The 25,166-nt window shown below is 65.0% G+C and carries 26 protein-coding genes; 20 read left to right on the plus strand and 6 right to left on the minus strand.

Going from position 1 to position 25,166, the window contains the following annotated elements; translation table 11 throughout:
- Positions 1 to 37: 37 nt before the first annotated feature.
- A complete protein-coding gene (locus ABID58_RS27060) occupies positions 38 to 1,654 on the minus strand; it encodes an MDR family MFS transporter (RefSeq protein ID WP_354035814.1) in 1,617 nt (538 codons plus the stop codon).
- Entirely contained in the window at positions 1,602 to 2,858 is a 1,257-nt protein-coding gene (locus tag ABID58_RS27065; protein ID WP_354035815.1) for an HlyD family secretion protein, read from the minus strand. The genes ABID58_RS27060 and ABID58_RS27065 overlap by 53 nt, the downstream gene beginning before the upstream one ends.
- Before the next feature lie 140 nt (positions 2,859 to 2,998).
- Here ABID58_RS27065 and ABID58_RS27070 point away from each other — a divergent pair, with 140 nt between their 5' ends.
- The 7 genes from ABID58_RS27070 to ABID58_RS27100 all read left to right on the plus strand — a co-directional run bounded on the left by ABID58_RS27070 (position 2,999) and on the right by ABID58_RS27100 (position 10,671).
- On the plus strand, positions 2,999 to 3,607 hold the full coding sequence (locus tag ABID58_RS27070) for a TetR/AcrR family transcriptional regulator (protein WP_354035816.1): 609 nt from the start codon (positions 2,999 to 3,001) through the stop codon (positions 3,605 to 3,607).
- A gap of 45 nt (positions 3,608 to 3,652) precedes the next feature.
- Positions 3,653 to 4,138, plus strand: coding sequence for a MarR family winged helix-turn-helix transcriptional regulator (locus ABID58_RS27075; protein WP_354035817.1), 486 nt, complete (start codon positions 3,653 to 3,655; stop codon positions 4,136 to 4,138).
- Between the two features lie 12 nt (positions 4,139 to 4,150).
- Positions 4,151 to 4,921, plus strand: a complete 771-nt coding sequence (locus ABID58_RS27080; protein ID WP_354035819.1) for an enoyl-CoA hydratase — start codon at positions 4,151 to 4,153, stop codon at positions 4,919 to 4,921.
- Positions 4,922 to 5,042: 121 nt separating this feature from the next.
- A complete protein-coding gene (locus ABID58_RS27085) occupies positions 5,043 to 7,124 on the plus strand; it encodes a methyl-accepting chemotaxis protein (RefSeq protein WP_354035820.1) in 2,082 nt (693 codons plus the stop codon).
- Between the two features lie 135 nt (positions 7,125 to 7,259).
- A complete protein-coding gene (locus ABID58_RS27090) occupies positions 7,260 to 8,201 on the plus strand; it encodes a dihydrodipicolinate synthase family protein (protein WP_354035822.1) in 942 nt (313 codons plus the stop codon).
- Between the two features lie 392 nt (positions 8,202 to 8,593).
- Complete coding sequence (locus ABID58_RS27095; protein ID WP_354035823.1) at positions 8,594 to 9,994, plus strand: selenium-binding protein SBP56-related protein; 1,401 nt, start codon at positions 8,594 to 8,596, stop codon at positions 9,992 to 9,994.
- Positions 9,995 to 10,077: 83 nt separating this feature from the next.
- Positions 10,078 to 10,671 carry a hypothetical protein gene (locus ABID58_RS27100; RefSeq protein WP_354035853.1) on the plus strand — a complete coding sequence of 198 codons (594 nt, stop codon included), beginning with the start codon at positions 10,078 to 10,080 and terminating at the stop codon, positions 10,669 to 10,671.
- A 3-nt stretch (positions 10,672 to 10,674) separates the two neighbouring features.
- Here the strand turns inward: ABID58_RS27100 and ABID58_RS27105 are convergent, their stop codons facing one another.
- Genes ABID58_RS27105 through ABID58_RS27115 form a run of 3 tightly spaced genes read right to left on the minus strand, consistent with a single transcriptional unit; the run spans position 10,675 to position 13,238 of the window.
- Complete coding sequence (locus ABID58_RS27105) at positions 10,675 to 11,373, minus strand: DUF1045 domain-containing protein (RefSeq protein ID WP_354035825.1); 699 nt, start codon at positions 11,371 to 11,373, stop codon at positions 10,675 to 10,677.
- Positions 11,374 to 11,391: 18 nt separating this feature from the next.
- Entirely contained in the window at positions 11,392 to 12,585 is a 1,194-nt protein-coding gene (locus ABID58_RS27110) for an alpha-D-ribose 1-methylphosphonate 5-triphosphate diphosphatase (protein WP_354035826.1), read from the minus strand.
- Positions 12,582 to 13,238, minus strand: a complete 657-nt coding sequence (locus tag ABID58_RS27115) for a transferase hexapeptide repeat family protein (RefSeq protein WP_148749859.1) — start codon at positions 13,236 to 13,238, stop codon at positions 12,582 to 12,584. The genes ABID58_RS27110 and ABID58_RS27115 overlap by 4 nt, the downstream gene beginning before the upstream one ends.
- Positions 13,239 to 13,412: 174 nt before the next feature.
- Here ABID58_RS27115 and phnC point away from each other — a divergent pair, with 174 nt between their 5' ends.
- The 4 genes from phnC (at position 13,413) to phnE (ABID58_RS27135) (ending at position 17,024) form a co-directional block, all read left to right on the plus strand.
- A complete protein-coding gene (phnC, locus tag ABID58_RS27120; RefSeq protein WP_354035827.1) occupies positions 13,413 to 14,222 on the plus strand; it encodes a phosphonate ABC transporter ATP-binding protein in 810 nt (269 codons plus the stop codon).
- A gap of 63 nt (positions 14,223 to 14,285) precedes the next feature.
- Positions 14,286 to 15,221, plus strand: a complete 936-nt coding sequence (gene phnD / locus ABID58_RS27125) for a phosphonate ABC transporter substrate-binding protein (protein ID WP_354035828.1) — start codon at positions 14,286 to 14,288, stop codon at positions 15,219 to 15,221.
- 73 nt (positions 15,222 to 15,294) lie between these two features.
- The gene (gene phnE / locus ABID58_RS27130) at positions 15,295 to 16,179 is read left to right on the plus strand and encodes a phosphonate ABC transporter, permease protein PhnE (protein ID WP_354035830.1); all 885 of its coding nucleotides are present in this window, start codon (positions 15,295 to 15,297) and stop codon (positions 16,177 to 16,179) included.
- Complete coding sequence (phnE, locus tag ABID58_RS27135; protein ID WP_354035831.1) at positions 16,176 to 17,024, plus strand: phosphonate ABC transporter, permease protein PhnE; 849 nt, start codon at positions 16,176 to 16,178, stop codon at positions 17,022 to 17,024. The genes phnE (ABID58_RS27130) and phnE (ABID58_RS27135) overlap by 4 nt, the downstream gene beginning before the upstream one ends.
- A 153-nt stretch (positions 17,025 to 17,177) precedes the next feature.
- On the opposite strand, the gene phnF is transcribed toward phnE (ABID58_RS27135), so the two are convergent.
- Positions 17,178 to 17,906, minus strand: coding sequence for a phosphonate metabolism transcriptional regulator PhnF (gene phnF, locus ABID58_RS27140; RefSeq protein WP_354035833.1), 729 nt, complete (start codon positions 17,904 to 17,906; stop codon positions 17,178 to 17,180).
- Between the two features lie 120 nt (positions 17,907 to 18,026).
- Between phnF and phnG the strand changes: the two genes are divergently transcribed.
- The 9 genes from phnG to ABID58_RS27185 are packed head-to-tail and all read left to right on the plus strand — an operon-like array spanning position 18,027 to position 25,028.
- Entirely contained in the window at positions 18,027 to 18,491 is a 465-nt protein-coding gene (gene phnG, locus ABID58_RS27145; protein WP_354035834.1) for a phosphonate C-P lyase system protein PhnG, read from the plus strand.
- A gap of 4 nt (positions 18,492 to 18,495) precedes the next feature.
- The gene (gene phnH, locus ABID58_RS27150; RefSeq protein WP_354035835.1) at positions 18,496 to 19,104 is read left to right on the plus strand and encodes a phosphonate C-P lyase system protein PhnH; all 609 of its coding nucleotides are present in this window, start codon (positions 18,496 to 18,498) and stop codon (positions 19,102 to 19,104) included.
- A gap of 3 nt (positions 19,105 to 19,107) precedes the next feature.
- Positions 19,108 to 20,223 carry a carbon-phosphorus lyase complex subunit gene (locus ABID58_RS27155; protein WP_354035836.1) on the plus strand — a complete coding sequence of 372 codons (1,116 nt, stop codon included), beginning with the start codon at positions 19,108 to 19,110 and terminating at the stop codon, positions 20,221 to 20,223.
- Positions 20,220 to 21,116 (plus strand): alpha-D-ribose 1-methylphosphonate 5-phosphate C-P-lyase PhnJ, encoded by an 897-nt coding sequence (locus ABID58_RS27160; RefSeq protein ID WP_354035837.1) that lies wholly within the window; start codon positions 20,220 to 20,222, stop codon positions 21,114 to 21,116. Before ABID58_RS27155 ends, ABID58_RS27160 begins: the two co-directional genes overlap by 4 nt.
- Positions 21,109 to 21,906 (plus strand): phosphonate C-P lyase system protein PhnK, encoded by a 798-nt coding sequence (gene phnK, locus ABID58_RS27165; RefSeq protein WP_354035839.1) that lies wholly within the window; start codon positions 21,109 to 21,111, stop codon positions 21,904 to 21,906. The genes ABID58_RS27160 and phnK overlap by 8 nt, the downstream gene beginning before the upstream one ends.
- A gap of 22 nt (positions 21,907 to 21,928) precedes the next feature.
- On the plus strand, positions 21,929 to 22,627 hold the full coding sequence (phnL, locus tag ABID58_RS27170) for a phosphonate C-P lyase system protein PhnL (RefSeq protein WP_354035840.1): 699 nt from the start codon (positions 21,929 to 21,931) through the stop codon (positions 22,625 to 22,627).
- A gap of 12 nt (positions 22,628 to 22,639) precedes the next feature.
- The gene (locus ABID58_RS27175) at positions 22,640 to 23,797 is read left to right on the plus strand and encodes an alpha-D-ribose 1-methylphosphonate 5-triphosphate diphosphatase (RefSeq protein WP_354035841.1); all 1,158 of its coding nucleotides are present in this window, start codon (positions 22,640 to 22,642) and stop codon (positions 23,795 to 23,797) included.
- Positions 23,794 to 24,390, plus strand: coding sequence for a phosphonate metabolism protein/1,5-bisphosphokinase (PRPP-forming) PhnN (gene phnN / locus ABID58_RS27180; RefSeq protein WP_354035842.1), 597 nt, complete (start codon positions 23,794 to 23,796; stop codon positions 24,388 to 24,390). Before ABID58_RS27175 ends, phnN begins: the two co-directional genes overlap by 4 nt.
- Before the next feature lie 26 nt (positions 24,391 to 24,416).
- Positions 24,417 to 25,028 (plus strand): pyridoxamine 5'-phosphate oxidase family protein, encoded by a 612-nt coding sequence (locus tag ABID58_RS27185; protein WP_354035843.1) that lies wholly within the window; start codon positions 24,417 to 24,419, stop codon positions 25,026 to 25,028.
- Positions 25,029 to 25,166 lie beyond the last annotated feature (138 nt).

Here is a 25,166-nt window from a genome sequence, read left to right on the forward strand (position 1 = left end):
TGACGGCCGCGGCAAATTGCAATCGACGGGCGAACCCTTAATGGGCACCGCCCCCGCCGGCCGCCTTCACCCGCCGCGTCAGCAGCACTGCGATTGCGGCCAGCACCAGCACCACGCCGATCACCGCAAAGGTGTCGGAGAAGCCCATCACCAGCGCCTGGCGTTTCACGGTCTTGCCGAGCGCGATGATGGCCTGCTCGCGTGCGGCGTTGGGGTCGGGGACGCCGTGCGCCATGAAGTAATCGGTCGTCTGGGCGATGCGGGCGCGGACCTCCTCACGGCCGAGCGTGACGGAATGGCCGATGATGTTGGAGTGGAACTGCTCGCGCTTGGTGACGATGGTCGCCAGCACCGCTGTGCCGATGGCGCCGCCGAGATTGCGCATCATGTTGGAGATGCCGGAGGCGGCGGGCGCATCCTGCGGCGCGACGCTGCCGAGGCTGAGCGCAGACAGTGGCGTCAAGGTGAGGGCCTGCCCCACCGCGCGCACGACGTTGGGGATGAAGAACTGATCGCCTGAGTAATCGAGCGACATCGTGATGTTCATGAAGGAGCTGGCGGCGAACAGCAGCAGGCCGACCGCTGCGATGTAGCGGGTGTCGAACCGCTGCATCAGCTTCGGCACCAGTGGAATCAGCAGCAGCTGCGGCAGGCCGGTCCAGGCCAGCACGTTGCCGATCTGCTCGGCATTGTAGCCCTGCACCTGGCCGAGATAGGCCGGCAGCAGATAGACCGAGCCGAACAGCGCGAAGCCGAGGAACACCGCGGCGATGGTGCCGACGCCAAAATTCCACTGTGTCAACAGACGCAGGCGGAGCAGCGGCTTCTCGACCACGAGCTCGATATAAATAAACAGCGACAGGCTGACGGCGGAGATGACGGCGAGCCGCACGATGAAGGGCGAGCCGAACCAGTCGTTCTTGTTGCCTTCCTCGAGCACGGCCTGGAGCGAGGCCAGGCCGACCGCCACGGTCGCGATGCCGAACCAGTCGCCCTCGCGCAGCAGGGCGAGATTCATGGGCTGGCGCTCCAGGGTCGCGAACAGGATCGCCACCATGACCGCAGTGGGCAGCACGTTGACGAAGAAGATGGTCTGCCAGCCGTAATTTTCTGTGAGATAGCCGCCGATGGTCGGGCCGATTGCAGGCGCAAAGGTCACCGCGAGGGAGAACATGGCAAGGCCGATCGGCTGCTGGCCCTTCGGCAGCTTGGTGAAGACCAGCGTGAAGGCCATGGGGATCAGCACGCCGCCGAAGAAACCCTGAAAACCGCGCATCGCGATCATAGAGGTCAGGTCGTGGGCAAACGCACATGCGACCGAGAAGGCCGCAAACAGCGTCGCGAAGCCCAGCATGACGTTCCGGAACGAGAACACCCGCGACAGATAGTCGGTCAGCGGGATCACGATGATCTCGCCGATCAGGTAGGACGTCGAGATCCAGGAACCGTTGTCGACACCGGTGCCGATGCCACCCTCGATGTTGAGCAGCGAGGCGTTGGTGATCTGGATGTTCAGGATCGCCATGAAGGCGCCGATCATCGCCGCGAAGACGGCGATCCAGACCGTGGCGCTGGCGCGGTTCGGATCGACGGCGACGCGCTCAGGCGTCGCGGGCGATGTTGCGGGCGTCGAGATTGAGAGGCTGTTTGACATGGCACGACCCTCCGGAAACAAGCTTCGCTTTAGATGTTGCTTGGAGCGTCGTTGCCGCTTGCGCGGCCGGCGCTGAACGGGTTGCGATCGTCGGAATCACGGACATGCCGGGCCGCAGCTCGATGGCAGGCTGCGTTTCGGCATCCAGCGCGATCTTCACCGGAATGCGCTGCACGATCTTGGTGAAATTGCCGGTGGCGTTGTCCGGCGGCAGCAGGGCGAACTCCTGGCCGCTGGCCGGCGCGATGGAATCGACATGACCGTGCACCACCTGGCCCGGGAACGTATCGACCTCGATCTCGACCAGCTGTCCGGCGCGGACGTGGGTAAGCTGGGTCTCCTTGAAGTTGGCAACCACATAGGCGCCTTCGGCAGGCACGATCGACATCAGCTGCGTGCCGGCCTGCACGAACTGGCCGACGCGGAGCGTACGGTTGCCGATGACGCCGTCGATCGGGGAGACGATCGTGGTGTAGCCGAGATTGAGCTCGGCCTGACGCTGGAGCGCGGCGGCGCGGGCGGCGGCTGCGTTGGCTTGCGCGATCTCGGCCTTCAGGAGCTCGACCTGCTTGAGGGCGGACGCGAGATTGGCAGTGTCGCGCTGGATCGCTGCGTCGGCGCCGGCGTTGCGCGATTGTGCCTGCTGTGCGTTTTGCACGCTGCCGTAGCCTGTCGCGGCGAGATCCGTGTAGCGCTTGTTCTCCTGCTGCGCGAAGGTCTTTGCGGCAGTATCGACATCGATGGTCGCCTTGGCTGCGGCGATCACCGCATCCTGAACCTCGAGCTGCGCCTGCTTGCTGGTCACCGTTGCATTCGCGGCGGCGACATCGGCCTTGGCCTGGTCGAGCGCGACGCGGAAGTCGCGGTCGTCGATCCGGGCCAGCACCTGGCCTGCCTTCACATGCTCGTTATCGCCCGCCAGAACGCGATCGAGATAGCCGCTGACTTTCGGCGCGATCGTGGTGTTGTCGGCCTTCACATAGGCGTCATCGGTGGAGACGAGGAAGCGCCCGACGGTCCAGTAGTCGTAGCCGTACTGGCTGGCGCCCGCGAGGGCGACGACCGCCACACCCGCGAGCAAGAGCTTGCGAAAACTGAGCTTTTGGCGGCGGACCGGGGGCGGTACGGCAGGCAGGATGCTCTCCGGCGGAAGGGTTGGAACAACGGTGGATTCGGACTTGGACGGGGTGGCGTGCACGGTCATGGCCGGCTCCCTGAATTAGGAAACTTGACGATTTCCAAAATAGAACTAACGTTGGGATAGTCAATGGAATGACAGGCATCATTTAAAACATGGCTCAGGCGAAATCGAAAACTGAGAGCCGTCCGCGCGGACGACCGCCAGTGCGTAGCGACGACGAGACGAAGCGGATCGTCTTCGAAGCCGCACGGCACGCCTTTGCCGTCGACGGCTATGCCGCGACCAGTACCGAAGAGCTGGCGCGGAGTGCGGGGATCTCCACCAAAACGCTCTATCGCCTATTTCCGGGCAAGGCCGCGCTGTTCGAGGCGATGTGCGCGGACCGGCTGGAGCGGCTGCTGTCCGCTGTCGATCTCCAGGCAAACGGAGACGTCGATATCGACACGGGCCTGCGTGCCGCGCTCCTTGCCTGCGCCGATCTCGCGCTCGATCCGGAGGTCGTGGCGTTGCAGCGCATGGTGCTGCAGGAATCCGCCGCGTTCCCCGATCTTGCCGCGAACTTCTACAAGAACGGTATTGCCCGGACCGCCATCGCGCTCGCACGCTGGCTTCGTGTCCAGGTCAAGAAAAAGCTCATCGCGATCGACGACGTCGACGAGGCCGCCGGCATGCTGATCGGCATGGTCGCCTCGGCGCCGCAGCGCGCGGCGATCTATGGCGGCCTGCCCTTGCCGGCGCGCAAGGATATCGAGCGGCGCGTGCGAACCTGCGCGGCCATTTTCCTCGACGGTAGTCGCGTAAAAGCGACCTAGCGGCTTCCTTTTGACAATCCAATCCCGACCGGCTATATATTTCGCATGCGAAATAAAGTAGCCGCGGCGAAACACCATCGGCTGATCTACCTCCTCAGCGTCGCACAACGTCGCCTGCAGCGCTGGATGGCGGCGCAGCCCGCGAGCGAAGTGACGCCGGCGCAGGCGGGGCTGTTGTTCATTCTCGGCAAGCAGGACGGTGTTCTGATGGGCGAGGCAGGTGCTGCGCTTGATCTCGGTCCGGCCGGCATTTCCGGCCTTGTCGATCGCACTGCGACGGCGAGGTTGGTCGAGCGTCGCGCCGATCGCGAAGACGGTCGGGCTTGGCGGGTCTGGCTGACGCCGAAGGGGCGGACCACGCTGGCGCAAGCAAAAGCGTCGACCGCGGAGATCAATGCGAGACTGACGGAAGGATTTACGAGCGCGGAGATCGACATCGTCGCGCGCTGGCTGACGAGCATTCAGGACAAGTTTCCAAGGGATCCGACAAGGGACCCGACAAGAGACCCCACAAGAGATCCAGAGGACTAGGAGAAGAGACAAATGACCGAGCATGTGCGAGTTGAGAACAACGGCGGAATTCTCACGCTCACCCTGGCGCGCCCCGACAAGAAGAACGCGCTGACGGATGCGATGTACGGCAAGCTCGCCGACACCATCGAATCCGCCGAGTTCGATCCGTCCGTGCGCGTGCTGCTGATCCGCGGCGAGGGTGACATGTTTACCGCCGGCAATGATGTCGGCGAGTTTGCGGCCGTCGCGTCAGGCAAGTCCGAAGGCAGCCGCAATGTCGGCCGCTTCATCCAGTCGCTGGCGCGCTGCACCCGTCCGCTGGTCGCAGCCGTGCAGGGCCGCGCCGTCGGCGTCGGTACCACAATGCTCCTGCATTGCGACCTCGTCGTGCTCGCCGAAAACACCCAATTGTCGACGCCCTTCGTCAGCCTCGCGCTGGTCCCGGAGGCCGCATCGAGCCTGTTGATGCCGGCGCGTATCGGATACGCCCGCGCCTATGAGATGTTTGCGCTCGGCGAGACCGTGCCGGCCAGGGCCGCGCTGGAATGGGGTCTCGCCAACCGCGTGGTGCCGCTCGACAAGCTCGACGCCGAAGCGCTTGCGCTCGCCCAGCGTCTTGCCCGACAGCCGGCCGGTGCACTCACGGCGACCAAGAAGCTGATGCGGAATGGCGAGATGCTGGTCGCGCAAATGCAGGCAGAGGGCGAGCAGTTCGCGCAGCGCCTGCGCACGGCGGAAGCGCGCGAGGCGTTCACCGCGTTTGCCGAGCGCCGCCCGCCGGATTTCACGAAGGTTTCGTGACGCCGGGCCTGCCTGAAGGTTTGGCAAATCGGGAACTCCCGGCATTTGACTACAACCTTAACGGAACATTGGCATGTCGCGGGGCAAGGTGGCCACTCCTAAAGTGGTGGCTCCGCGACTCATGACAATGTTTAAGAAATCGGTAAGTTCGCTTCTCCTGGTGCTGATGGCCTTGCTGGCAGCCGGTGCGCTCGCCAGCACGGCGATCCAGATGGTTGGGGCCTTCGGCCGCTACAGCGACAGTCTCGCGACCGCGCGGCTCGCCGCCGCCGACAAGGCGATCTTCCACGGCGTATTGTCACTGCGCAACAATCGCGGCGACGCCCAGAGCGCGCTGCTCGGCGACGACGATCCACGCAGCAAGCTCGGTGAGGCCGAGAAGGCGGAGCAGGGCGGCTATGACGGTATCGGCGCGGCGCTCGCCACGGTCGATTTCGCGCACCGCGACGAGCTCGCCAGCACGCTGAAGCAGCGCTGGGGTGAGGCCGCACCGCAATTCCAGCTGTTCTACGACGAGGCCAAGCGCCCGCGCGCCGAGCGCAAGATCGAGCGCACCAACTCGTGGTACGACGCCGTCACCAAGGTCATCGACACGGCGAACCTCGCCTCCACCGCCGTGTCGAACCGCGCCTGGATGAACGATCCCTTCATTGCCCGCATGATCCAGGTCCGCCGCCTCGCCTGGCAGGTGCGCGACCGCTATGGAATCCACTGTTCGTCACTTCGCTCCAACGTCAACAGCAGCAAGCCGCTCGACGACGCCCAGAAGCGGTCGCTGGCGCAATGGGACGGTACCATCGCCTCCGGCTGGTCCGGCATGGCCGACTTGCTGGCCGCGCCCGACGTGACAGCGGAACTGGTGACGGCAGCTACGGACGCGAAGGTCAAGACAGACGGTGTCCTCAAGCAGATCGGCGATCTCACCAAGAACTTCGACGGCAGCGGCAAGCCGGCGATGCCCGCTTCGGAATGGAATACGCTCTGCCAATCGCCGTTCCCGCTGATCGTTGCGGTCGCGACCACGGCGCTCGACCAGTCGATCGCGCGTGCCGAGACGGTGCAGGCGAAGGCGCTGACCAATCTCGTGATCCAGTCGCTCGCGTTCCTGGTCGCGCTCGCCGTGACGCTCGCCGGCGTTTACGTCGTGCGCAATCGCCTGATGCGTCCGGTGCGCGCCATTCTCGACGCCATCGCCAGGATCGGTGCCCGCGACTACGCGACGCCCGTCCCGCAATCGCGTTATCCCGACGAGTTCGGCACGATGGCGGCCGCGCTCGAAAGCCTGCGCGAGAGCGCGGCGACCGCGGAACGTCTGGGCCGGGAACGCGAATCGCAGCAGGCGCTGCAGCTCGCCCGTTCCGGTACCGTGGACGACGCGTGCCGCAGTTTCGACGCCACCGTGCAGGCAGTGATCCACAGCGTCGCCGCGTCGGCCAAGGAGCTCGATGCCACCGCGACCGATGTGCGTACGCTGGTGTCGGAATCGAGCAGCCAGACGGCTGCAGTCTCCTCCGCCGCCGAGCAGGCCACCAACAATCTCGAGAGCATTGCGGCTGCGACCGAGGAGCTCTCGGCTTCTGTCGGCGAAATCTCCGCGCAGGTGCAGTCCAGCGCGCGCGATGCGCGCGAAGCGGTGTCGCAGGTGGAGCAGACCAATGCCACGGTCGAGATCCTCGACCAGACCGCGGGCCGCATCAGCGAAGTCGTGAAGATGATCCATGCCATCGCCGGCCAGACTAATCTGCTCGCCTTGAACGCCACCATCGAGGCGGCCCGCGCCGGCGAAGCCGGCCGCGGCTTTGCGGTGGTCGCCGGCGAGGTCAAGAGCCTCGCGGCGCAAACCGCGACCGCGACCGAGGAAATCTCGCGTCAGGTCGAGGAGATCCAGGGCGCGACCGGGCAGGCGGTCGCCGCCATCCGCTCGATCGGCGGTGCCATCAGCGGCATCGACGAGAAGATGACCGCGATTGCCGCCGCCGTCGAACAGCAGCGTGCGGCTACCACCGAAATCTCGCGCAACTTCCAGCATGCCGCCCAAGGCACCCGTGAGGTCACCGACACCATCGGCAGCGTCGCCAAGCTCAACCAGGAGACCGGCAACGCCGGCACGGTGCTGTTCCAGTCCGTGACAAAGATGTCGGCCGACGCCGACCGTCTCCGCGTCGCGGTCGAGGGCTTCCTTGGCGCGGTAAAGACAGCTTAAGATTTCATTCCCTGTTCCAACGGCGCGGATCGGCATTGCAGCCGATCCGCTCGCCGGGTACATCTGTCGCGCCGCACGAGCGCGGCGACAGCTGTAAGAGATGGCTGTAAGAGAATTTTGGGGATGGAGAGTTAGATGCCGGTTACGCCACAGCACAAAGCCCAGCGCCCCTATCGCGGCGTGTTCCCGGTCGCGCCCACCATCTTCGATGAACGCGGCGAGCTCGATCTCGAGGGCCAGCGCCGCTGCATCGATTTCATGATCGATGCCGGTTCGCACGGCATCTGCATTCTCGCCAATTTCTCCGAGCAATTTGTGCTGACCGATGCCGAGCGCGAGACCGTGATGCATGCGGTGCTGGAGCATGTCGCGGGCCGGGTGCCCGTGATCGTCACCACCACCCATTTCAGCTCGGCCGTCTGCGCGGCGCGCAGCCAGCAGGCCGAGGCCGCCGGTGCCGCGATGGTGATGGTGATGCCGCCTTATCACGGCGCGACCTTTCGAGTCCCGGAGAAAGGCGTCGTCGAATTCTTCAGGGTGCTTTCGGGTGCGATCAACATCCCGATCATGATCCAGGACGCTCCGGTGGCGGGCACGCCGCTGGCGGTCGAGCTGCTGGCGCGGCTGGCGCGCGACTTCGCCAACATTCGCTATTTCAAGATCGAGGTCGCAGGCGCGGCGTCAAAGCTCCGCAGCCTGATCGAGGTGGGCGGCAAGGACATCGAGGGTCCCTGGGACGGTGAGGAGGCGATCACGCTGCTCGCCGACCTCGATGCGGGCGCGACCGGCGCCATGACCGGCGGCGGCTATCCCGACGGCATCCGCCAGATCATCGATCCCTATTTCGCAGGCGATCGAGAGAAGGCGAAGGCCGCCTATGAACGCTGGCTGCCGCTGATCAACTACGAGAACCGCCAATGCGGCCTGATCGCCTGCAAGGCGATGATGCAGGCCGGCGGCGTGATCAAGTCGGACGCGGTGCGGCATCCCCTCCAGCCGCTGCATCCGGCGACGCGGGCGGGATTGCTGGAATTGGCCAAGGAGCGCGACGCGCTGGCGTTGCGGTGGGGGAAGTAGCCTCCGCCGTTGTCCCGGACAAGCGCGCCCCAAGCGCGCGCAGATCCGGGACCCATAACAACAGGGAGAACTTTGGCGAAGACTGGGAGTTATCAGTCCGCTCCATAACTCCTCCCCGGGGTTATGGGTCCCGGCCCCCGTGCGCAATTGCGCACTAGGCCGGGACGACATCGAATGTGATGCGCGCGCCCCAGCCTGATCCCGCCGGCTTCCATCTGGCTGAAGGCGTCGAATTGGTACGGTTCGGGCCGTTTCCCGCGGCCCGGCGATGACCTATTATACGCTCGCCAACCAGGCCCGCGGAGCATCTCAAGACATCGCGTAACAGCTCTTCATTATGCCGCTATCCCGAGCCAGGTTGGAGCGAGCCAACGAAACAGGGAGGTAGTGCCATGACGATGAGGCCGGACCCCACCTTTCACGCATCGCCCAAGCTTGCGATGGAAGCACCTGCGGAGAACTTCGCCTACACGTTGCTGCTCAGTCCAGATTTCTCAAAACCGGACGCTCTCGCGGTCATCGACGTCAAGCCGGGATCGCCGACCTACAGCCGCATCGTCCACACCGTGACGATGCCCAACAAGGGCGATGAATTTCATCACTTCGGCTGGAATGCCTGCTCCTCCGCATTGTCGCCGCTAGCCGGACACGCCTTCATCGAGCGGCGCTATCTCATCATCCCAGGGCTGCGTTCGTCGCGAATCTATATCATCGATACCAAGCCCGATCCGACCAAAGCCAAAATCCACAAGATCATCGAGCCCGAGGAAGTCTTCAAAAAGACCGGCTATTCGCGGCCGCATACCATCCATTGCGGGCCGGACGGCGTCTATGTGAGCACGCTGGGCGGCGGCGGCAAAGACGGCACCAACGGGCCTCCAGGCGTCTTCATCATGGATTGCGAGACGTTCGAGGTCCTTGGGCGATGGGAGATCGACCGCGGTCCGCAGACGCTGCATTATGATTTCTGGTGGAACCTGCCGCGCGACTACATGGTGACGAGCGAATGGGCCTTGCCGCCGCAGTTCGAGAGCGGGATCGTCCCGGAAGATCTGCTGGCGAACAAATATGGTCATCGTCTCCACTTCTGGGATCTCCGCGCCCGTCGCAACGTGCAGACCATCGACCTCGGCGCCAATCATCAGATGGCGCTGGAGGTGCGGCCCGCGCACGATCCGGTTCGCGAATACGGCTTCGTAGGCGTTGTGGTCGACACCACGAATCTCGAAGCATCGATCTGGACCTGGTGGCGCGAAGGCGACAAATTCCATGCGGAGAAGACGGCGACGATCCCGCCCGAGCCCGCGCCAAAGGAGCAGCTCCCGCCGCTGCTCCAGGGCTTTGGCGCCGTGCCGCCGCTGGTGACCGACATTGACCTGTCGATGGATGATCGTTTTCTATATGTCTCGTGCTGGGGCACGGGTGAAATGCGCCAGTACGATGTGAGTGATCCGCGAAAGCCGAAGCTTGCGGGCTCGGTTCACGTCGGTGGCATCGCGCGCCGCACCCCGCATCCGAACGGCAAGGCATTTGCGGCCGGCCCGCAGATGGTCGAGATCAGCCGCGACGGCCGGCGCGTGTACTGGACCAATTCGCTCTATTCCACCTGGGATGACCAGTTCTATCCGGACGGCGTTCCGGGTGTGGAGGTCATGGCCAATGTCGGTCGCAACGGCGGCCTCGAGCTCGACAAGAACTACTTCGTGAGCTTCCCCGACGGATATCGTGCGCACCAAATCAGGCTGGAGGGCGGCGATTGCTCGACGGACTCCTTTTGCTATCCGTCGGCCTAGATTGGGGGCACGCGAATCCGGCGCTCGGCTGGCTGTGGCTCGCTCTTGTCGCGAGCGGTCTCTATCACGGGGTCAATCCGGGAATGGGATGGCCGCTCGCCGTTTCGGCCGGGCTCATGGACAAGACCCCGCGCGCGCTCTTCCGTGCGTTGTGGGCCCTGGCGGCCGGACATCTCCTGGCGACACTTCTCGTGCTGCTGCCGTTCGCGTTCCTGCTCGTGCTGGCCGAGTGGCAGCGTTCGATCCAACTCGGCGCGAGCCTTCTCGTCATCGGCTTCGGCGCCTATCGGCTGATCGAGCGGCGCCATCCGCGCGCGCTGGCACGAATCCCGCCAACCCAATTGGCGCTCTGGTCATTTGCCGTTGCCCTTGCTCACGGCGCCGCCTTGATGCTCGTGCCGATCTATCTCGGGCTCTGCCGGGCCTTCGAACTCGATGCCGGCCATGAGGCGGCGGGCGCGCTGATGAAGGCGAGTCTCGGGATGGCGGTGCTGGTGTCCCTGGTGCACGTTGCCGCCATGATCAGCGCCGGCGGATGTCTGGCGTGGCTGGTCTACCGCTATCTGGGATTGAGGTTCGTCTCGCGAAGCTGGTTCAATCTGGATGCGATCTGGGCGACCAGCCTTATTCTGGTTGGCGTTGTGGCGCTCGCCTTCAATCTTGCGAGCTGGCAATGAAGCCTACCGCGGCAAAGCCCACTCGCCGATGATGCGGAAGCGCGCCTTCGCATCGTCCTGCTTGAACAGCGTAATGCGGTCGATCTCGAGTGTATCGAGACCAAGCTCCGCAAACCTCGCCCGCAGCATCTCCAGAATCGGCCCGCGCCGCTCCGCGTCCAGCCGTCCCGTCAGCGTCATGTGGAAGCGGAATTCTTCCATCACGTAGGGATAGCCCCAGCGGTCGAGATACTCGCGCTGCCGCGCGCTGAGCTTTTCGGGTTTTCGCCGCGCGCGGTCTTCCGCCGTCAGGGGCCGACGAAATGAATCGAAATCGCGAACACAGTCGGCCGCGAGTTGCAGGAGCGCGTCGACCGGCTCAGCCGGAATGACGGCGATGAAGCCGCTGATGGCATCGACCACCGGCTGGATCACCGGCATCGGCCGCGCCTTCGCGGCGAATGTCGCGCAGGCAGCCTTGAGCTCGGCCTCTGTCTTGCCTGATACCAGCGCCATCGGCGCCTTCAGCGTGCCGTGAAAGCCGTATTTGCGGGGATCGGCGGTAATGTCGCGCCAGTCCGGCACGGCATGCAGGGTGCCTTGCGGAAACGAAACCTCGTCGCTCGTATAGGCATCATAGCCGAGCAACTCGGCGCCGAAGCGGGACAGCGCATTGTCGGCGCCGGCGGCGAAATAGATCGCGTAGCGGGAAAAACCTGTCATTGCCGGAGCATAACCAATTTATGCCGCGACGACAGTTTCGCGCGGCGTCACCACCGGGCCGAGCAGCCGCGTCGTATCGGTGAGATGAACGAGCCGGCCTGCGGCGATCACCGCGACCAGCCGCGGCCGCAGCAGCGCGCTATCGTCGACCAGCAAGATGTCGGCGCGATGGCCCGCGGCGAGCGTGCCGCGATCGGTCAGGCCCGTGGCTTGCGCCGGTGCCGACGAGATCAGCTTCCAGGCCTCCGTCAGCGGCAGCACGCCGTCTGAAGCAAGCCGGAATGCGGCGAGCAGCGGCGCCGGATAGTAATAGTCGGATGCCAGCACCGAGCAGAGCCCCTTCGCGATCATGTCCGAGGCCTTGGTCCAGCCAGTGTGGCTGCCGCCGCGCACGACGTTCGGCGCGCCGTAGACGATGGCGTCGCCATGATCTGCGGCCTCGCGCGCCGTCTCCTCGTTGATCGGAAATTCGGCGAGCGTCACGCCGAGGCTGCGAAAGTCCCTGCGCATCGCCGGGGTCGCATCGTCGTGCGAGAGCATCCGCACCTCGGCGCTGCGTGCCGCCGCAGCGAGCCGGGTGATCGAAGCCGGAACATCGGCGGCGCGCGAGACAATATGCACGACGAGCTTGTCGAACTCCTCGCTCGACAGGCCGGTGCGCTCTACCATGCGGTTGCGCTTGCGCGGATTGGAGATGTCGGCGACGACCCCGTCCATGTGGTCGTTGAAGGCGAACAGGTCGACGCGACCCTCGGCGAGCCACTGGCCGATCTCGGCCTCGGCATCGAGATTGTAGGTCTCGTGCCGCAGGTGGAAGCGGGTATCGGCGGCGAAATGCGGACGTTGCCGCTCGATCGCCTCCAGCAGCCGCCGTGCATTGTCGCCGCTGCGCAGCCCCGGCTCCCACGACCAGGTCGTGGCATGAAACACCGTGGTGATGCCGTTGCTGATGGCCTGGCGATCGGTGTCGGCCAGCGCGACGTCGATCGGGAAATCGACGCCGGCGCGCGGCATCATCTGCCGCTCGAAAGCGTCGCCGTGCAGATCGACGATACCGGGCAGCACCAGCAGCTTGCGCGCATCGATCGCCAGCCGCGCGCGGCCGCGAGATGCATCGATCTGCGCGATGTCGGATCCCGATACTGCAAGGGAGGTTTCGGCGAGCTCGGAGCCGATCAGGGTCCGGCCACCCTCGATGAAAATGTCTGTCACGCGACCGCGCTTCGTTTGCTGGAAGAGGAACTTGCCCCTGCTTCGTATGTCGTCAGGAAATCTTCAATCGCGAGCTTGCGGAAATCGGGCAGCGCTTCACGCAATTTGTCGTGATCCCAGTCCCACCATGCCAGTTTTGCAAGCCGTCCGGCAACCTCTTCGGAGAACCGCCGCCGCACGATGCGCGCTGGATTGCCGGCGACGATGGTATAGGCCGGCACGTCCTTGGTGACGATGGCGCCGGCCGCGATCACCGCGCCGGTGCCGATATTGCGGCCGGGCAGCACGACCGCGCCATGGCCGATCCAGACGTCATGGCCGATATGGACGTGATGCTGGCGCCGCCAGTCGAAGAAATCGGTGTCGTCGCTCTCGCCCGGGAAGTAGGCGCTGGAGCGGTAGGTGAAGTGCGCCTGCGTGGCGCGATGCATCGGATGATTGCCCGGATTGATCCGCGTCATCGCCGCGATCGAACAGAATTTTCCGATGGTGGCGTAGGTGATCTGCGCGTCGTTGACGACGTAGGAATAGTCGCCCATCGCCACTTCATGCAGGATCGTGCGCGCCCCCACCTCGGTATAGGCGCCGAGCCGGGTCTCATGCAGCTGCGCCGAAGGATCGATAGTCGGTTGGACCGAAAGCACCTTGGCCATGCTGCATCCGAGAATTCGAGGGCGGGCGCTCGTCATCAAGCGGCTTGATGACAAGACAATGACGATGCGATGACAGGGGATGAGGTGTGTAGCAACGCCGCACCGCACCGCGCGTGTCACACAAGTGTCAAGCGTCGGCGATAGCGGTAGGTCCCAGCTACTCTGGAGCCCTGCATGCTGGTGGTTGAAGGTCTGACGTGCCGCTTCGGCGCAAAAGCCGCGGTGGACGACGCCTCGTTTCAAATCTCGCCCGGCGGCTTCGTCGGTGTGATCGGGCGCTCCGGCGCCGGCAAGTCGACCTTGCTGCGGACCATCAATCGGCTCGCGACGCCGACGCAGGGGCGTATCGTGTTCGACAGCCTCGACGTCACCGCGCTGCGCGGCAAGGAGCTGCGGCAGTGGCGTGCGCGCTCGGCGATGATTTTTCAGCAGTTCAATCTGGTCGGCCGGCTCGACGTGCTGACCAATGTGCTGATGGGCCGTCTCGCAAAGATGCCGGCTTGGCGCTCGTTGTCGCAGACCTGGCCGGAGCAGGACAAAGCGCTGGCGATGTCGGCGCTGGAGCAGTTCGACATCGCTTCGCTCGCCGCGCAGCGCGCCGACCAGCTCTCCGGCGGCCAGCAGCAGCGCGTGGCGATTGCCCGTGCACTGGTGCAGCAGCCCGACATCATCCTCGCCGACGAGCCGATCGCATCGCTCGATCCGCGCAACACCAAGATCGTCATGGATGCGCTGCTGCGCATCAACAAGCATTTCGGCATCACGGTGCTCTGCAATCTGCATTCGCTCGATCTGGCGCGCAGCTATTGCGACCGCCTGATCGGCATGGCCCAGGGGCGCGTGGTGTTCGACGGCGCACCGGCTGATTTGACCGATCACGTTGCCCGCGAGCTCTACGATCTGGAGGCCGCCGATGTCATGGGCGGCACACCTGCGCCGGCGCCCGAGGGCGTCCCGGCACTCGGAACGGCGGCCGCCGCCTGAGCGGCGGCGCATCCGTCATTGCCAATTTTGCGTCAACCGAACCCAACAGATGAAGAGGGTATCATGATCACTCGCAGACTCGTTCTTGCCGGCGCCGCCGCGCTTGCGTTCACGACTTCAGCCTCCGCCGAGGACTGGAAGGTCAAATATCCCGAACTGACCTTCGCGGTCATTCCGGCGGAGAACGCCTCGGGCGTGACGGAGCGCTGGGCGCCGTTCATGAGCTATCTCTCCAAGGAACTGGGCGTGAAGGTCACGCTGCGCATCGCCAACGACTATGCCGCCGTTATCGAAGGCCAGCGCGCCGGCAACATCCACATCGCGAGCTACGGCTCGGCCTCGTTCGCACGCGCCCGCCTGACAGGCGTCAAGACCGACGCCTTCGCCAACGACATCAATGCCGACGGCTCGACCGGCTATTACTCGGTGTTCTTCGTCAAGACGACCAGCCCCTACAAGAAGGTTGACGACCTCAAGGGCAAGAACCTGGGCCTCGTCGACCCGAACTCGACCTCCGGCAACAACGTGCCGCGCTTCGAGCTCGACAAGATGGGCATCCCCGACGCCGACACTTATTTCAGCAAGGTCGTCTTCACCGGCAGCCATGAGAACGCGATCCTGGCGCTGGCGCAGGGCACGGTGGATGTCGCCGCCAACCAGTGGACCAGCGACGACGATTCGACGCTGGCGCAGATGCTGACCAAGGGCATGCTGAAGAATGCCGACGGTTCGCCGATGAAGAAGGACGATTTCCGCATCATCCACAAATCTGCGCCGATCATCAACGGCCCCTATGCTTATAACTCCGGCCTGCCGGAAGAGGCCAAGGCGGCGATCGCCAAGGCGTTCTTCGACGCGCCGGTCAAGGACAAGGCAGCCTTCGATCGTCTCCAGGACGGCCAGAAGAAGGGTTTTCATCCCGCCACCACCAAGGACTGGGATGGCACGATCGAGCTGATCAAGTTCGTCGATGCACTGCGTAAGAAGAAGGCGTCCTGAGTTTCGGGGCGATGCACTGGAGCCGGGTCGATGGACCCGGCTCATTCTCTTTTGACGGACCAGTCTCTATCCGATGACCGTCGCCGTTTCGATTCTCCCCGAGCAGCAGCTTGCTGCGCTGAACGCAGCCTATAACAAGGCGGTCTTGCGCAAGCGGCTCCGTCTCCTGTTGGGAGCCGCGATTTTTGCCGCGGCGCTGCTTCTCGCTGCGATCGGCGCAGAAGTGAATCTGCGGACCCTGTTCACTTACTTCGGCAACTTCCTCAGCTATTTCGATCGCATCCTCACGCTCGATAGCGGCCAGCGGGTCTGGACCGATGTCGGCGAATGGCTGTGGGGCTGGCGCAAATGGCTGAAGATGCTGGGTGAGACGCTGCTGATCAGCTATGTCGGCACATTGATCGGCGCCATCTTCGCTTTTGCCCTGAACTTCTTTGCGGCCGAAAACACCTCGCCCCGGCCATGGCTTCGCTTCGTGGTGCGGCGCCTGCTCGAGTTCGCCCGCACCGTCCCGGGCATCGTGTTCGCGCTGATCTTCGTCATCGCCTTCGGCCTCGGGCCGATGGCGGGCGTGCTCGCGATCGCGATTCACTCTACCGGCGCGCTCGGGAAACTGTTTTCCGAGATCGTCGAGAACGCCGACATGAAGCCGGTCGAGGGTATCCGCTCGACTGGTGCGAGCTGGCTATCCTGCATGCGCTTTGCGATCCTACCGCAGGTGACCGCTGGCTATGCCAGCTACGCGCTGCTGCGTTTCGAGGTCAACGTCCGCGAAGCGTCCGTCATGGGCTTTGTCGGCGCCGGCGGTATCGGGCAGGAGCTCGTCGTCGCCATCCGCAAGTTCTATTATTCGGACGTCAGCGCGATCCTGCTGCTCATCATCGTCACGGTCTTCATGATCGACATCTCGACCGGCTGGTTGCGCGGCCGCCTCTTCGGCAAGGAGGCGCGGACGTGACAGGGCCGCAGGAGGTCGACACCGCGCAGATCCGCGCGCGCTACCCTGATGTGTTCGAGCGTCCGGCCGCGGCACGGCTTGCGACGCCGGCCATGATCGTCGCGGCGCTCGGCATCTTCGTTTATGGCCTGATTGATCTCGATTTCTCGCCGTCGCGGCTCTTCAGCGGCCTCAGCCAGCTCGGCTGGATCAGCATGATGATGATCCCGCCCGATCCCGGCTCGTCGCTGCCGATCTATCTGAAGGCGATGGGCGAGACGTTGTCGATCGCGTTGCTCGGCACCACACTGGCCGCGCTGCTCGCGCTTCCGGTCAGCTTATTTGCTGCACGCAATGTCGTGCCGTCGATCATCCTGCGCTTTCCCGTGCGCCGTTTCCTCGATTCGATCCGAGGCGTCGACACGCTGATCTGGGCGCTGGTATGGATCAACGTGGTCGGGCTCGGCCCGTTCGCCGGCGTGCTGGCGATCGCAGTGTCGGATTTCGGTGCGTTCGGCAAACTGTTCTCCGAGGCGATCGAAGGGGCTGATCAGAAGCAGGTCGAGGGCATCCGCGCCTCCGGCGGCAGCGCGCTGCACGAGATCCGTTTCGGCCTGTTGCCGCAGGTATTGCCTGTCATCGCCGGCCAGGTGCTCTACTTCATCGAATCCAACACCCGCTCGGCAACCATCATCGGCATCGTCGGCGCCGGCGGCATCGGTCTCCAGCTCGCCGAACAGATCCGTGTGCTGGAATGGCAGAAGGTGTCGTTCCTGATCCTGATGATTCTGGTCGCGGTCGCCGCGATCGATTTCATCTCGGGCAAGCTGCGGTTTGCGATCATTGGGCGAAGGGCTGTGGCCTGAGTTCGCCTCTCCCCGCCTGCGGGGAGAGGCCGGAATTTGCGAGAGCAAATTCCGGGTGAGGGGGCTCTCCGCGAGTCCGTCTGCCACCGTGATCGCGGAAGCAGCCCCTCACCCCGACCCTCTCCCCGTAAGAACGGGGCGAGGGAGAGCGCCCTACGGCTCCACCAAGAACTCCACCCGCTCCGCCGCAAACCGCGAGTGCTTGGTCACCAGCGGCTTGCCCTCGAGGTCGAGGTCGGTGGCATCGACCACCAGGATCGGCCGGCCCAGCGGGAGATCAAGCCGCGCGGCGTCGGTGGCGTCGACGATGCCGGCGGTGATCCGGGTCGCGCCGCGGTGATAATCGCGGATCCCGTAGTGCTCGAGCATCTTCGTCATCGAGCGTGTCGCGGCAAACACCGTGCCCGCGCCCGGAAACAGTTCCGCAGACAGCCAGGTGGTGGAGACGCAGATCGGCGTGCGATCGGCGAGGCGGATGGCCTCGATTCGGACCAGCGGTGCGCCGGTCTTCAATCCCAGCTCCCGCGCCAGCTCGCGGGTTGCGACATCTTCCGACGTCTCGATCATCCGGCCATGCGGCTCGCGGCCGCCGGCGCCGACGATCTCGGAGAACCGCGTGCGCGAGCGCAGCGGATAAGCGAGCTTCTGCGCTTCGACATAGGTTCCGCTGCCGCGCTCGGCGCGCACGATGCCGCGCTCTGCAAGCGCCGCCAGCGCGCGCCGCACGGTGTGGCGATTGACGCGGTAGGTTTCGGCGATCTCCATCTCGCCCGGCAACCTGTCGCCTGCGGCAAAACGGCCGTCGGCGATGCCGCGCTCGATGCCGTCGGCAACGAGGCGCCATAGCGCGACGCCCGAAGAGGCGGTGTCCTGCATGCTCATGTCGGTGGCCAGCCTAGCTCGAAAATCACACCTTTGTCACGAAACAGTCATGGCGCTCTCGTATCAAGTTGTCTAGTATCATAGACAACTTGGATTCGGCAAGTTCTGTAGAAGAGATCGGTGGATTCGGTGACCCAGCACAACACCCAGCAAGCCCAGCGCCAGGCCGCCATGGCCGTGCTGGCGCACGCGGAGGCGGGCGAGATCGCCGCCCGCCTCCGCACGATCCCCTTGCCTGGCCACCAGGATTTGCGCGCGCCCGAAAACGGCCTGGTGATGCTGCGCGGCCGGGTCGGCGGCGACGGCGCGCCGTTCAACCTCGGCGAGGCGACGGTATCGCGCGCCGCGGTGCGGCTTGCGAGCGGTGAGGTCGGCTTCGGCTACACGCTCGGGCGCGACGGTGAGAAGGCGCGGCTGATCGCTCTGTGCGATGCGCTGGTGCAGTCCCGGGATTTTGGTGCAGCCGTTGAGCGCGACGTTATCGCGTCGTTGCGCGAGCAGCTTATGGTCAGGCGCAAGCAGGCGGCGGAAGAGACCGCTGCGACGAAGGTTGATTTCTACACCATGGTGCGCGGTGAGGGGTGAGGCCATGACCACGATTGCGGAACTGCCGCCCGGTTTCGTCGACAAGGTGTTGTCGGCGCAATCGACCTTTCGTTCGGTCATGGATGCGATGGCGCGGCCGGGTTCGGTCCAGCGCATCGTGCCGATGGCGGGAGCGCCTGATACGATGATGCGCGGCACCGCCGCGATTGCGCTGACGCTGTTTGACCACGACACGCCGCTCTGGCTTGATGCGCGGATGTCGGAAAGCTCCGACGTCCTGAAATGGCTCAAGTTCCACACCGGCGCGCCGGTGGTGCCGGACTCCTCGATCGCGGCCTTTGCGCTGATCGGTGACGGCGGTGCGCTGCCCTCGCTCGAGCGTTTTGCGCTCGGCACCAACGAATATCCGGATCGTTCGACCACACTGATCATTCAGGTCGACAGCCTCGACGCAGGCCGCAGCTTCGAGCTGCGCGGCCCCGGCATCGACGGTGTCGCAACGCTCGAGGCTTCGATCAAGCCGTTCGACCTGTTTGAACGCCTGCGTTTCAACGAGACGCTGTTTCCGCGCGGCATCGACGTGGTTCTGGTCGCCGATGATGCTGTGGTGGCGATCCCGCGCAGCACGCGTGTCATGAGCAAAGGAGGCTGACGCATGTATGTCGCAGTCAAAGGCGGCGAACGCGCCATCGAGAACGCCCATCGCCTGCTCGCCAATGCGCGGCGCGGCGACCAAAGCGTCGCGGAAGTCTCGCTTGACCAGATCTCGGAACAGCTTGGGTTGGCCGTCGACCGCGTCATGAGCGAAGGTTCGCTCTATGACCGCGAGCTCGCAGCGCTGGCGATCAAGCAGGCCCGCGGCGACCTGATCGAGGCGATCTTCCTGGTTCGCGCCTTCCGCGCCACCTTGCCGCGCTTCGGTGCGAGCGAGCCGGTCGACACCGGCGCCATGCGGGTGCAGCGGCGGGTATCCTCGACCTTCAAGGACATTCCGGGCGGCCAGATCCTCGGGCCCACCTTCGACTACACCCATCGCCTGCTCGATCCGTCGCTGGCCCAAGGCTTTGTGCCGGAAGCGCCGGCTGTTGGCGAAGCCTCGACCGCGCCGACGCCGCGCGTGACTGACATTCTGGGTCGCGACGGACTGATCGAGACCTCGCCGCAGACCGAAGATGGCGCCAGCGTCGGCGACCTCACCCGCGAGCCGCTGAACTTTCCCGCGGACCGTGACTTGCGCCTGCAGAATCTCGCACGCGGCGACGAAGGCTTTCTGCTGGCGATGGGCTACTCCACCCAGCGTGGCTACGGCCGCAACCATCCCTTCGCCGGCGAGATCCGCTTCGGCGAGGTCGAGGTGGAGTTCGCTGCCGAAGACGTCGGCTTTGCTGTGCCGCTGGGCTCGATCGAGCTGACCGAGTGCCAGATGGTCAACCAGTTCAAGGGCTCGGCAACGGAAGCGCCGTGCTTCACACGCGGCTACGGCCTCGCCTTCGGCCAAAGCGAGCGCAAGACCATGTCGATGGCGCTGGTCGACCGCGCGCTGCGTGCCCGCGAGCTCGGTGAAGAGGTCGGAGCCCCCGCGCAAGATGAAGAATTCGTGCTGTCGCATTCCGACAACGTCCAGGCGACCGGCTTCGTCGAGCATCTGAAGCTGCCGCATTATGTCGACTTCCAGTCCGAGCTCGGCCTGCTGCGCAAGCTGCGCAAGGAGTTTGCCGAAGCCTCTGCCGAGGCCGATGCGCCCGATGCCATGAAGGAGGCCGCGGAATGAACGCGCCCGCCTACAATTTCGCCTATCTCGACGAGCAGACCAAGCGGATGATCCGCCGCGCGATCCTCAAGGCGATCGCGATCCCCGGCTATCAGGTGCCGTTCGCCAGCCGCGAGATGCCGATGCCTTATGGCTGGGGCACCGGCGGCGTGCAGGTGACCGCCGCGATCCTGGGACCGCAGGACGTGCTGAAGGTGATCGACCAGGGCTCCGACGACACCACCAACGCGATCTCGATCCGCAAATTCTTCGCCAAGACTGCCGGCGTCGCCACGACGACCTCGACGGACGAGGCGACCGTGATCCAGACCCGTCACCGCATCCCGGAGACGTCGTTGCACGCGAACCAGGTGCTGGTCTATCAGGTGCCGATCCCGGAGCCGCTGCGCTTCCTCGAGCCGCGCGAGACCGAGACGCGGCGCATGCACGCGCTCGCCGAATACGGCCTGATGCATGTGAAACTCTACGAGGACATCGCCCGTTTCGGCCATATCGCGACGGCCTACGCCTATCCGGTCAAGGTGAATGCGCGCTATGTGATGGATCCGTCGCCGACGCCGAAATTCGACAATCCCAAGATGGACAATTGCCCGGCGCTGCAACTGTTCGGTGCCGGCCGCGAGAAGCGCATCTATGCGATCCCGCCTTATACCCAGGTGGTGTCGCTCGACTTCGAGGATCATCCGTTCGAGCCGTATCGTTTCAACGCGCCCTGCGCGCTGTGCGCGGCCGAGAATTCCTATCTCGACGAGATCGTCACCGACGACAAGGGCAGCCGCATGTTTGTCTGCTCCGACACCGACTATTGCGAGGGACGTCAGGCCGCCGGCCATCACGGTGCCCTAAGTGCTGCGCCCTACAAGGACAAGGCGCAGGAGGCCTCCAATGGCTGAGCAGGATCTGCTCGAAACCGATCAGCCGCTGCTGGTTGCGGAGAGCCTCAGCAAATCCTACGGCCGCATCGCCGCGTGCCGTGACGTATCGTTCTCGCTCTATCCCGGCGAGGTGCTGGCGATCGTCGGCGAATCCGGCTCCGGCAAGTCGACGCTGTTGCAACTGCTGTCGGGCCAGCTCGCGGCGAGCGGCGGGCAGGTGTCGTACCGGATGCGCGACGGCGTCACCCGCGATCTCGCCGCGCTTGGCGAGGCCGAGCGGCGCCTGCTGTTCCGCACCGATTGGGGCTTTGTGCATCAGGATCCGGCGCAGGGCCTGCGCATGGCGGTCTCCGCCGGTGCCAATGTCGGTGAGCGGCTGATGGCGGTGGGCTGGAACCATTACGGCCGCATTCGCGAGTCCGCCTCCGACTGGCTGACGCGGGTCGAGATCGACGTCGCGCGTATCGATGATGCGCCGCGCACCTATTCGGGCGGTATGCGCCAGCGCCTCCAGATCGCGCGTAACCTCGTCACCGGTCCGCGGCTGGTGTTCATGGACGAGCCGACCGGCGGGCTTGATGTTTCAGTCCAGGCCCGCCTGCTCGATCTCCTGCGCAATCTCGTCGCCGAACTGCATCTCGCCGTCGTCATCGTCACCCACGATCTCGCGGTCGCACGCCTTCTGTCGCATCGCGTGATGGTGATGAAGGGCGGCCGCGTCATCGAGACCGGCCTCACCGATCAGGTGCTGGACGATCCGCGTGAGCCCTACACCCAGCTCCTCGTCTCCTCGATTTTGCCGCCATAAGCCTTCCAACAAGAGTCTTCCGATGACCGCCATGATCGACATCGCCGACGCCAACAAGACCTTCACGATGCACCTACAGGGCGGCATCGAACTGCCTGTCGTGCGCGGCGTGACCTTCCACGTCGATCCCGGTGAGTGCGTCGTGCTGTCCGGTCCGTCCGGTGCCGGCAAATCCTCCATCCTGAAGATGATCTTCGGCAATTACCGTTGCGATTCCGGCCGCATCGGCATCCGCCATCGCGGCGAGGTGATTGATCTCGCCACCGCCGAGCCGCGGCAGGTCCTCAACGTCCGCCGCGCGACCTTCGGCTATGTCAGCCAGTTCCTGCGTGCGGTGCCGCGGGTCGCCACCATCGACGTGGTCGCCGAGCCCTTGATCGTCAACGGCATGACGCGCGCTGATGCGCAAGCGCGCGCCGGCGAGCTGTTGCATCGTCTCAATATCCCCGAGCGGCTCTGGCAGCTTCCGCCCGCGACCTTCTCCGGTGGCGAGCAGCAGCGCGTCAACATCGCACGCGGCTTCATCTCGGAGCTGCCGATCCTGTTGCTGGACGAGCCGACCGCCTCGCTCGATGCCGCCAACCGCGCCGTCGTGGTCGCGCTGGTTGCCGAGAAGAAGCGCCAGGGCGTCGCCATGGTCGCGATTGTGCATGACGACGAAATCCGCCATCTGATTGCCGACCGCATCGTCGACGTCACCAGCTTTGCCGCCGCGGCCTGAAGGAAGAGGGACATGAACGCCAAGCCGAAGGATATCGTGATCGCCAACGCCAGGATCGTGCTGGCGGACCGGGTGATCGAACAGGGCTGGCTTGCTCTTTCGGACGGACGCATTGCCGAGATCGGCGAGGGCAGGGCCCCTGCCGGTGCGGAGGATGCCGGCGGCGATCTGATCATGCCTGGCCTGATCGAGCTCCACACCGACCATCTCGAAGCCCATTACGTGCCGCGCCCAAAAGTGTTCTGGAATCCGGTCGCGGCCGTCGTCTCCTATGACGGCCAGCTCGCGACGTCAGGCATCACCACCGTGTTCGATTCGCTCCGCGTCTGGCGCGAGGACGGCGCCGAGGAGGTCGATGGTCGTGCCGGCGTGCTTGCCGCCGCAATCACGACCGCGCGTGATTCGAGCCTGCTGCGCGCCGACCACTTCCTGCATCTGCGCTGCGAAATCCCGATGCCGAGCGTGGTCGAGGAAGCCAGGGAGCTGATCGACCGTCCCGACGTCAAGCTGATGTCGCTGATGGACCACACACCCGGCCAGCGCCAGTTCCGCGACGAGGTCAAGCTGCGCGACTATTATCGCGGCAAGGGCGGCGGCAAGACCGATGCCGAGCTCGACGAGCTGTTCGCAAAGCGCTTCGACTACCAGAAGAAATACGCTGCGACCAACATGCGCGAGATCGTAGCGCTGGCGCACGCGTACAAGATTCCGTTGGCGAGCCATGACGACACCACCGAGGAGAACGTCGCTGACGCCGTGCGCGACGGTGTCGCGGTGGCGGAGTTTCCGACCACGATCGAGGCCGCGCGCGGCCTGCATGAGGCCGGCATCGACATCCTGATGGGGGCGCCCAACGTCGTGCGCGGCGGCTCGCATTCGGGCAACATCGCCGCGGTGGATCTCGCCCGGGAAGGGCTGCTCGACATCCTGTCGTCGGACTACATTCCCTCCAGCCTTCTGATGGGCGCGTTGCAACTGCCCGAGCATGCGCCGTCGATCAGCCTGTCGGCGGCCGTTTGCACCGTGACGAAGGCGCCCGCCGACGCCGTCGGCCTCACCGATCGCGGCGAGATCGCAATCGGCAAGCGCGCCGATCTGATCCGCGTCCATGTCGCGGGCAGCGTTCCCGTGGTTCGCAGCGTCTGGCGCGAAGGCGGCCGTGTCGCATGAGCGAGACCGGCACGACGGCGAAGGACGCGGCGGGCACGATTGGACCGGGGCGGCTGGTGCTCGTGGTCGGCCCGAGCGGCGCCGGCAAGGACACGCTGCTGCGGCTGGCGCAGGCAGCGTGCGTCGACGATCACGACATCGTCTTCCCGCGCCGCATCGTGACACGCGAGTCCTCCGCCGACGAGGATAACATGGCGATGAGTCCCGACGAATTTCGCGGTGCCCGCGAGCACGGCGATTTCGCGGTGCATTGGGACGCGCATGGGCATTCCTACGCCCTGCCGCTGGAGATCAACGACGACATCCGCGCGGGGCGCGCCGTCGTCGCCAACGTCTCGCGCACGGTCATTGGCACGCTGCGCCAGGTCTATGCCAACGTCGTCGTGGTCGCGATCACGGCGCCGCCGGACGTGCTGGCGCAGCGCCTTGCCGCCCGGGCACGGCACAGCGACGGCAATCTCGCCGAGCGGCTTGCGCGCGGCGTCGACGAGGCCTCCGCCAATGCCGATGTCACTATTCTCAACGCCGGCAGCGCCGACTATCACGGCCGCCAGCTCGTGCGCGTCATCAGGAATGAGTGCTGGCGCGAGTAATCGTCGGCTGAACAGGAGAGAGTGGAATGACGGTGATCAGGACGGTCGAGGAACTCGAAGCCATCTACGGCGCCACCAATGATGCCTCGACCGTGAAAGTCGCCGACCACGTCACCCCGCTTTATCGCATCTTCATCGAGAAGGCGCCGTTCGCCGCACTCGCCACGATCGGGCCCGAGGGCATCGACTGCTCGCCGCGCGGTGACCTTCCGGGCTTCGTCCGCATCCACGATCCCAGGACGCTGATGCTGCCGGATCGCCGCGGCAACAACCGGGTCGATTCCCTGCGCAACATCGTGCGCGATCCCCGGGTGTCGCTGATGTTCCTGATCCCCGGCTCTGGCAACGCGGTCCGCGCCAACGGCCGCGCGCATCTCTCGATCGATCCGGACTTGCTCGTTTCGTTCAAGGTCGAGGGCAAGGTGCCGCGCAGCGTCATGGTGATGAATGTGGAAGAGATCTACTTCCAGTGCGCCCGTGCCATCGTTCGCTCCGACCTCTGGAATCCCGACAAGCGCATCGACCCGAAGACGCTGCCGACGCCGGGGCAGATCCTCGCCGAGATGAGCCAGAACGAGATCGGCGGAGCCGAGTACGATCGCATCTGGCCGGAGCGGGCTGCGGCCACGATGTGGTGAGTGCTTTCTTCCCCTCTCCCCCTGTGGGAGAGGGTGGCTCGCCTGTCCAGACCGGATAGAGAGGTAACACAGTAGACCGGATGGATGGGTGACAGTTCTCTGTCGGCTGGGAGGATCAGCCGATGCCTTGGCGGGAGA

This window comes from Bradyrhizobium sp. S3.2.6, assembly GCF_040546885.1.
GTDB lineage: Bacteria > Pseudomonadota > Alphaproteobacteria > Rhizobiales > Xanthobacteraceae > Bradyrhizobium > Bradyrhizobium cytisi.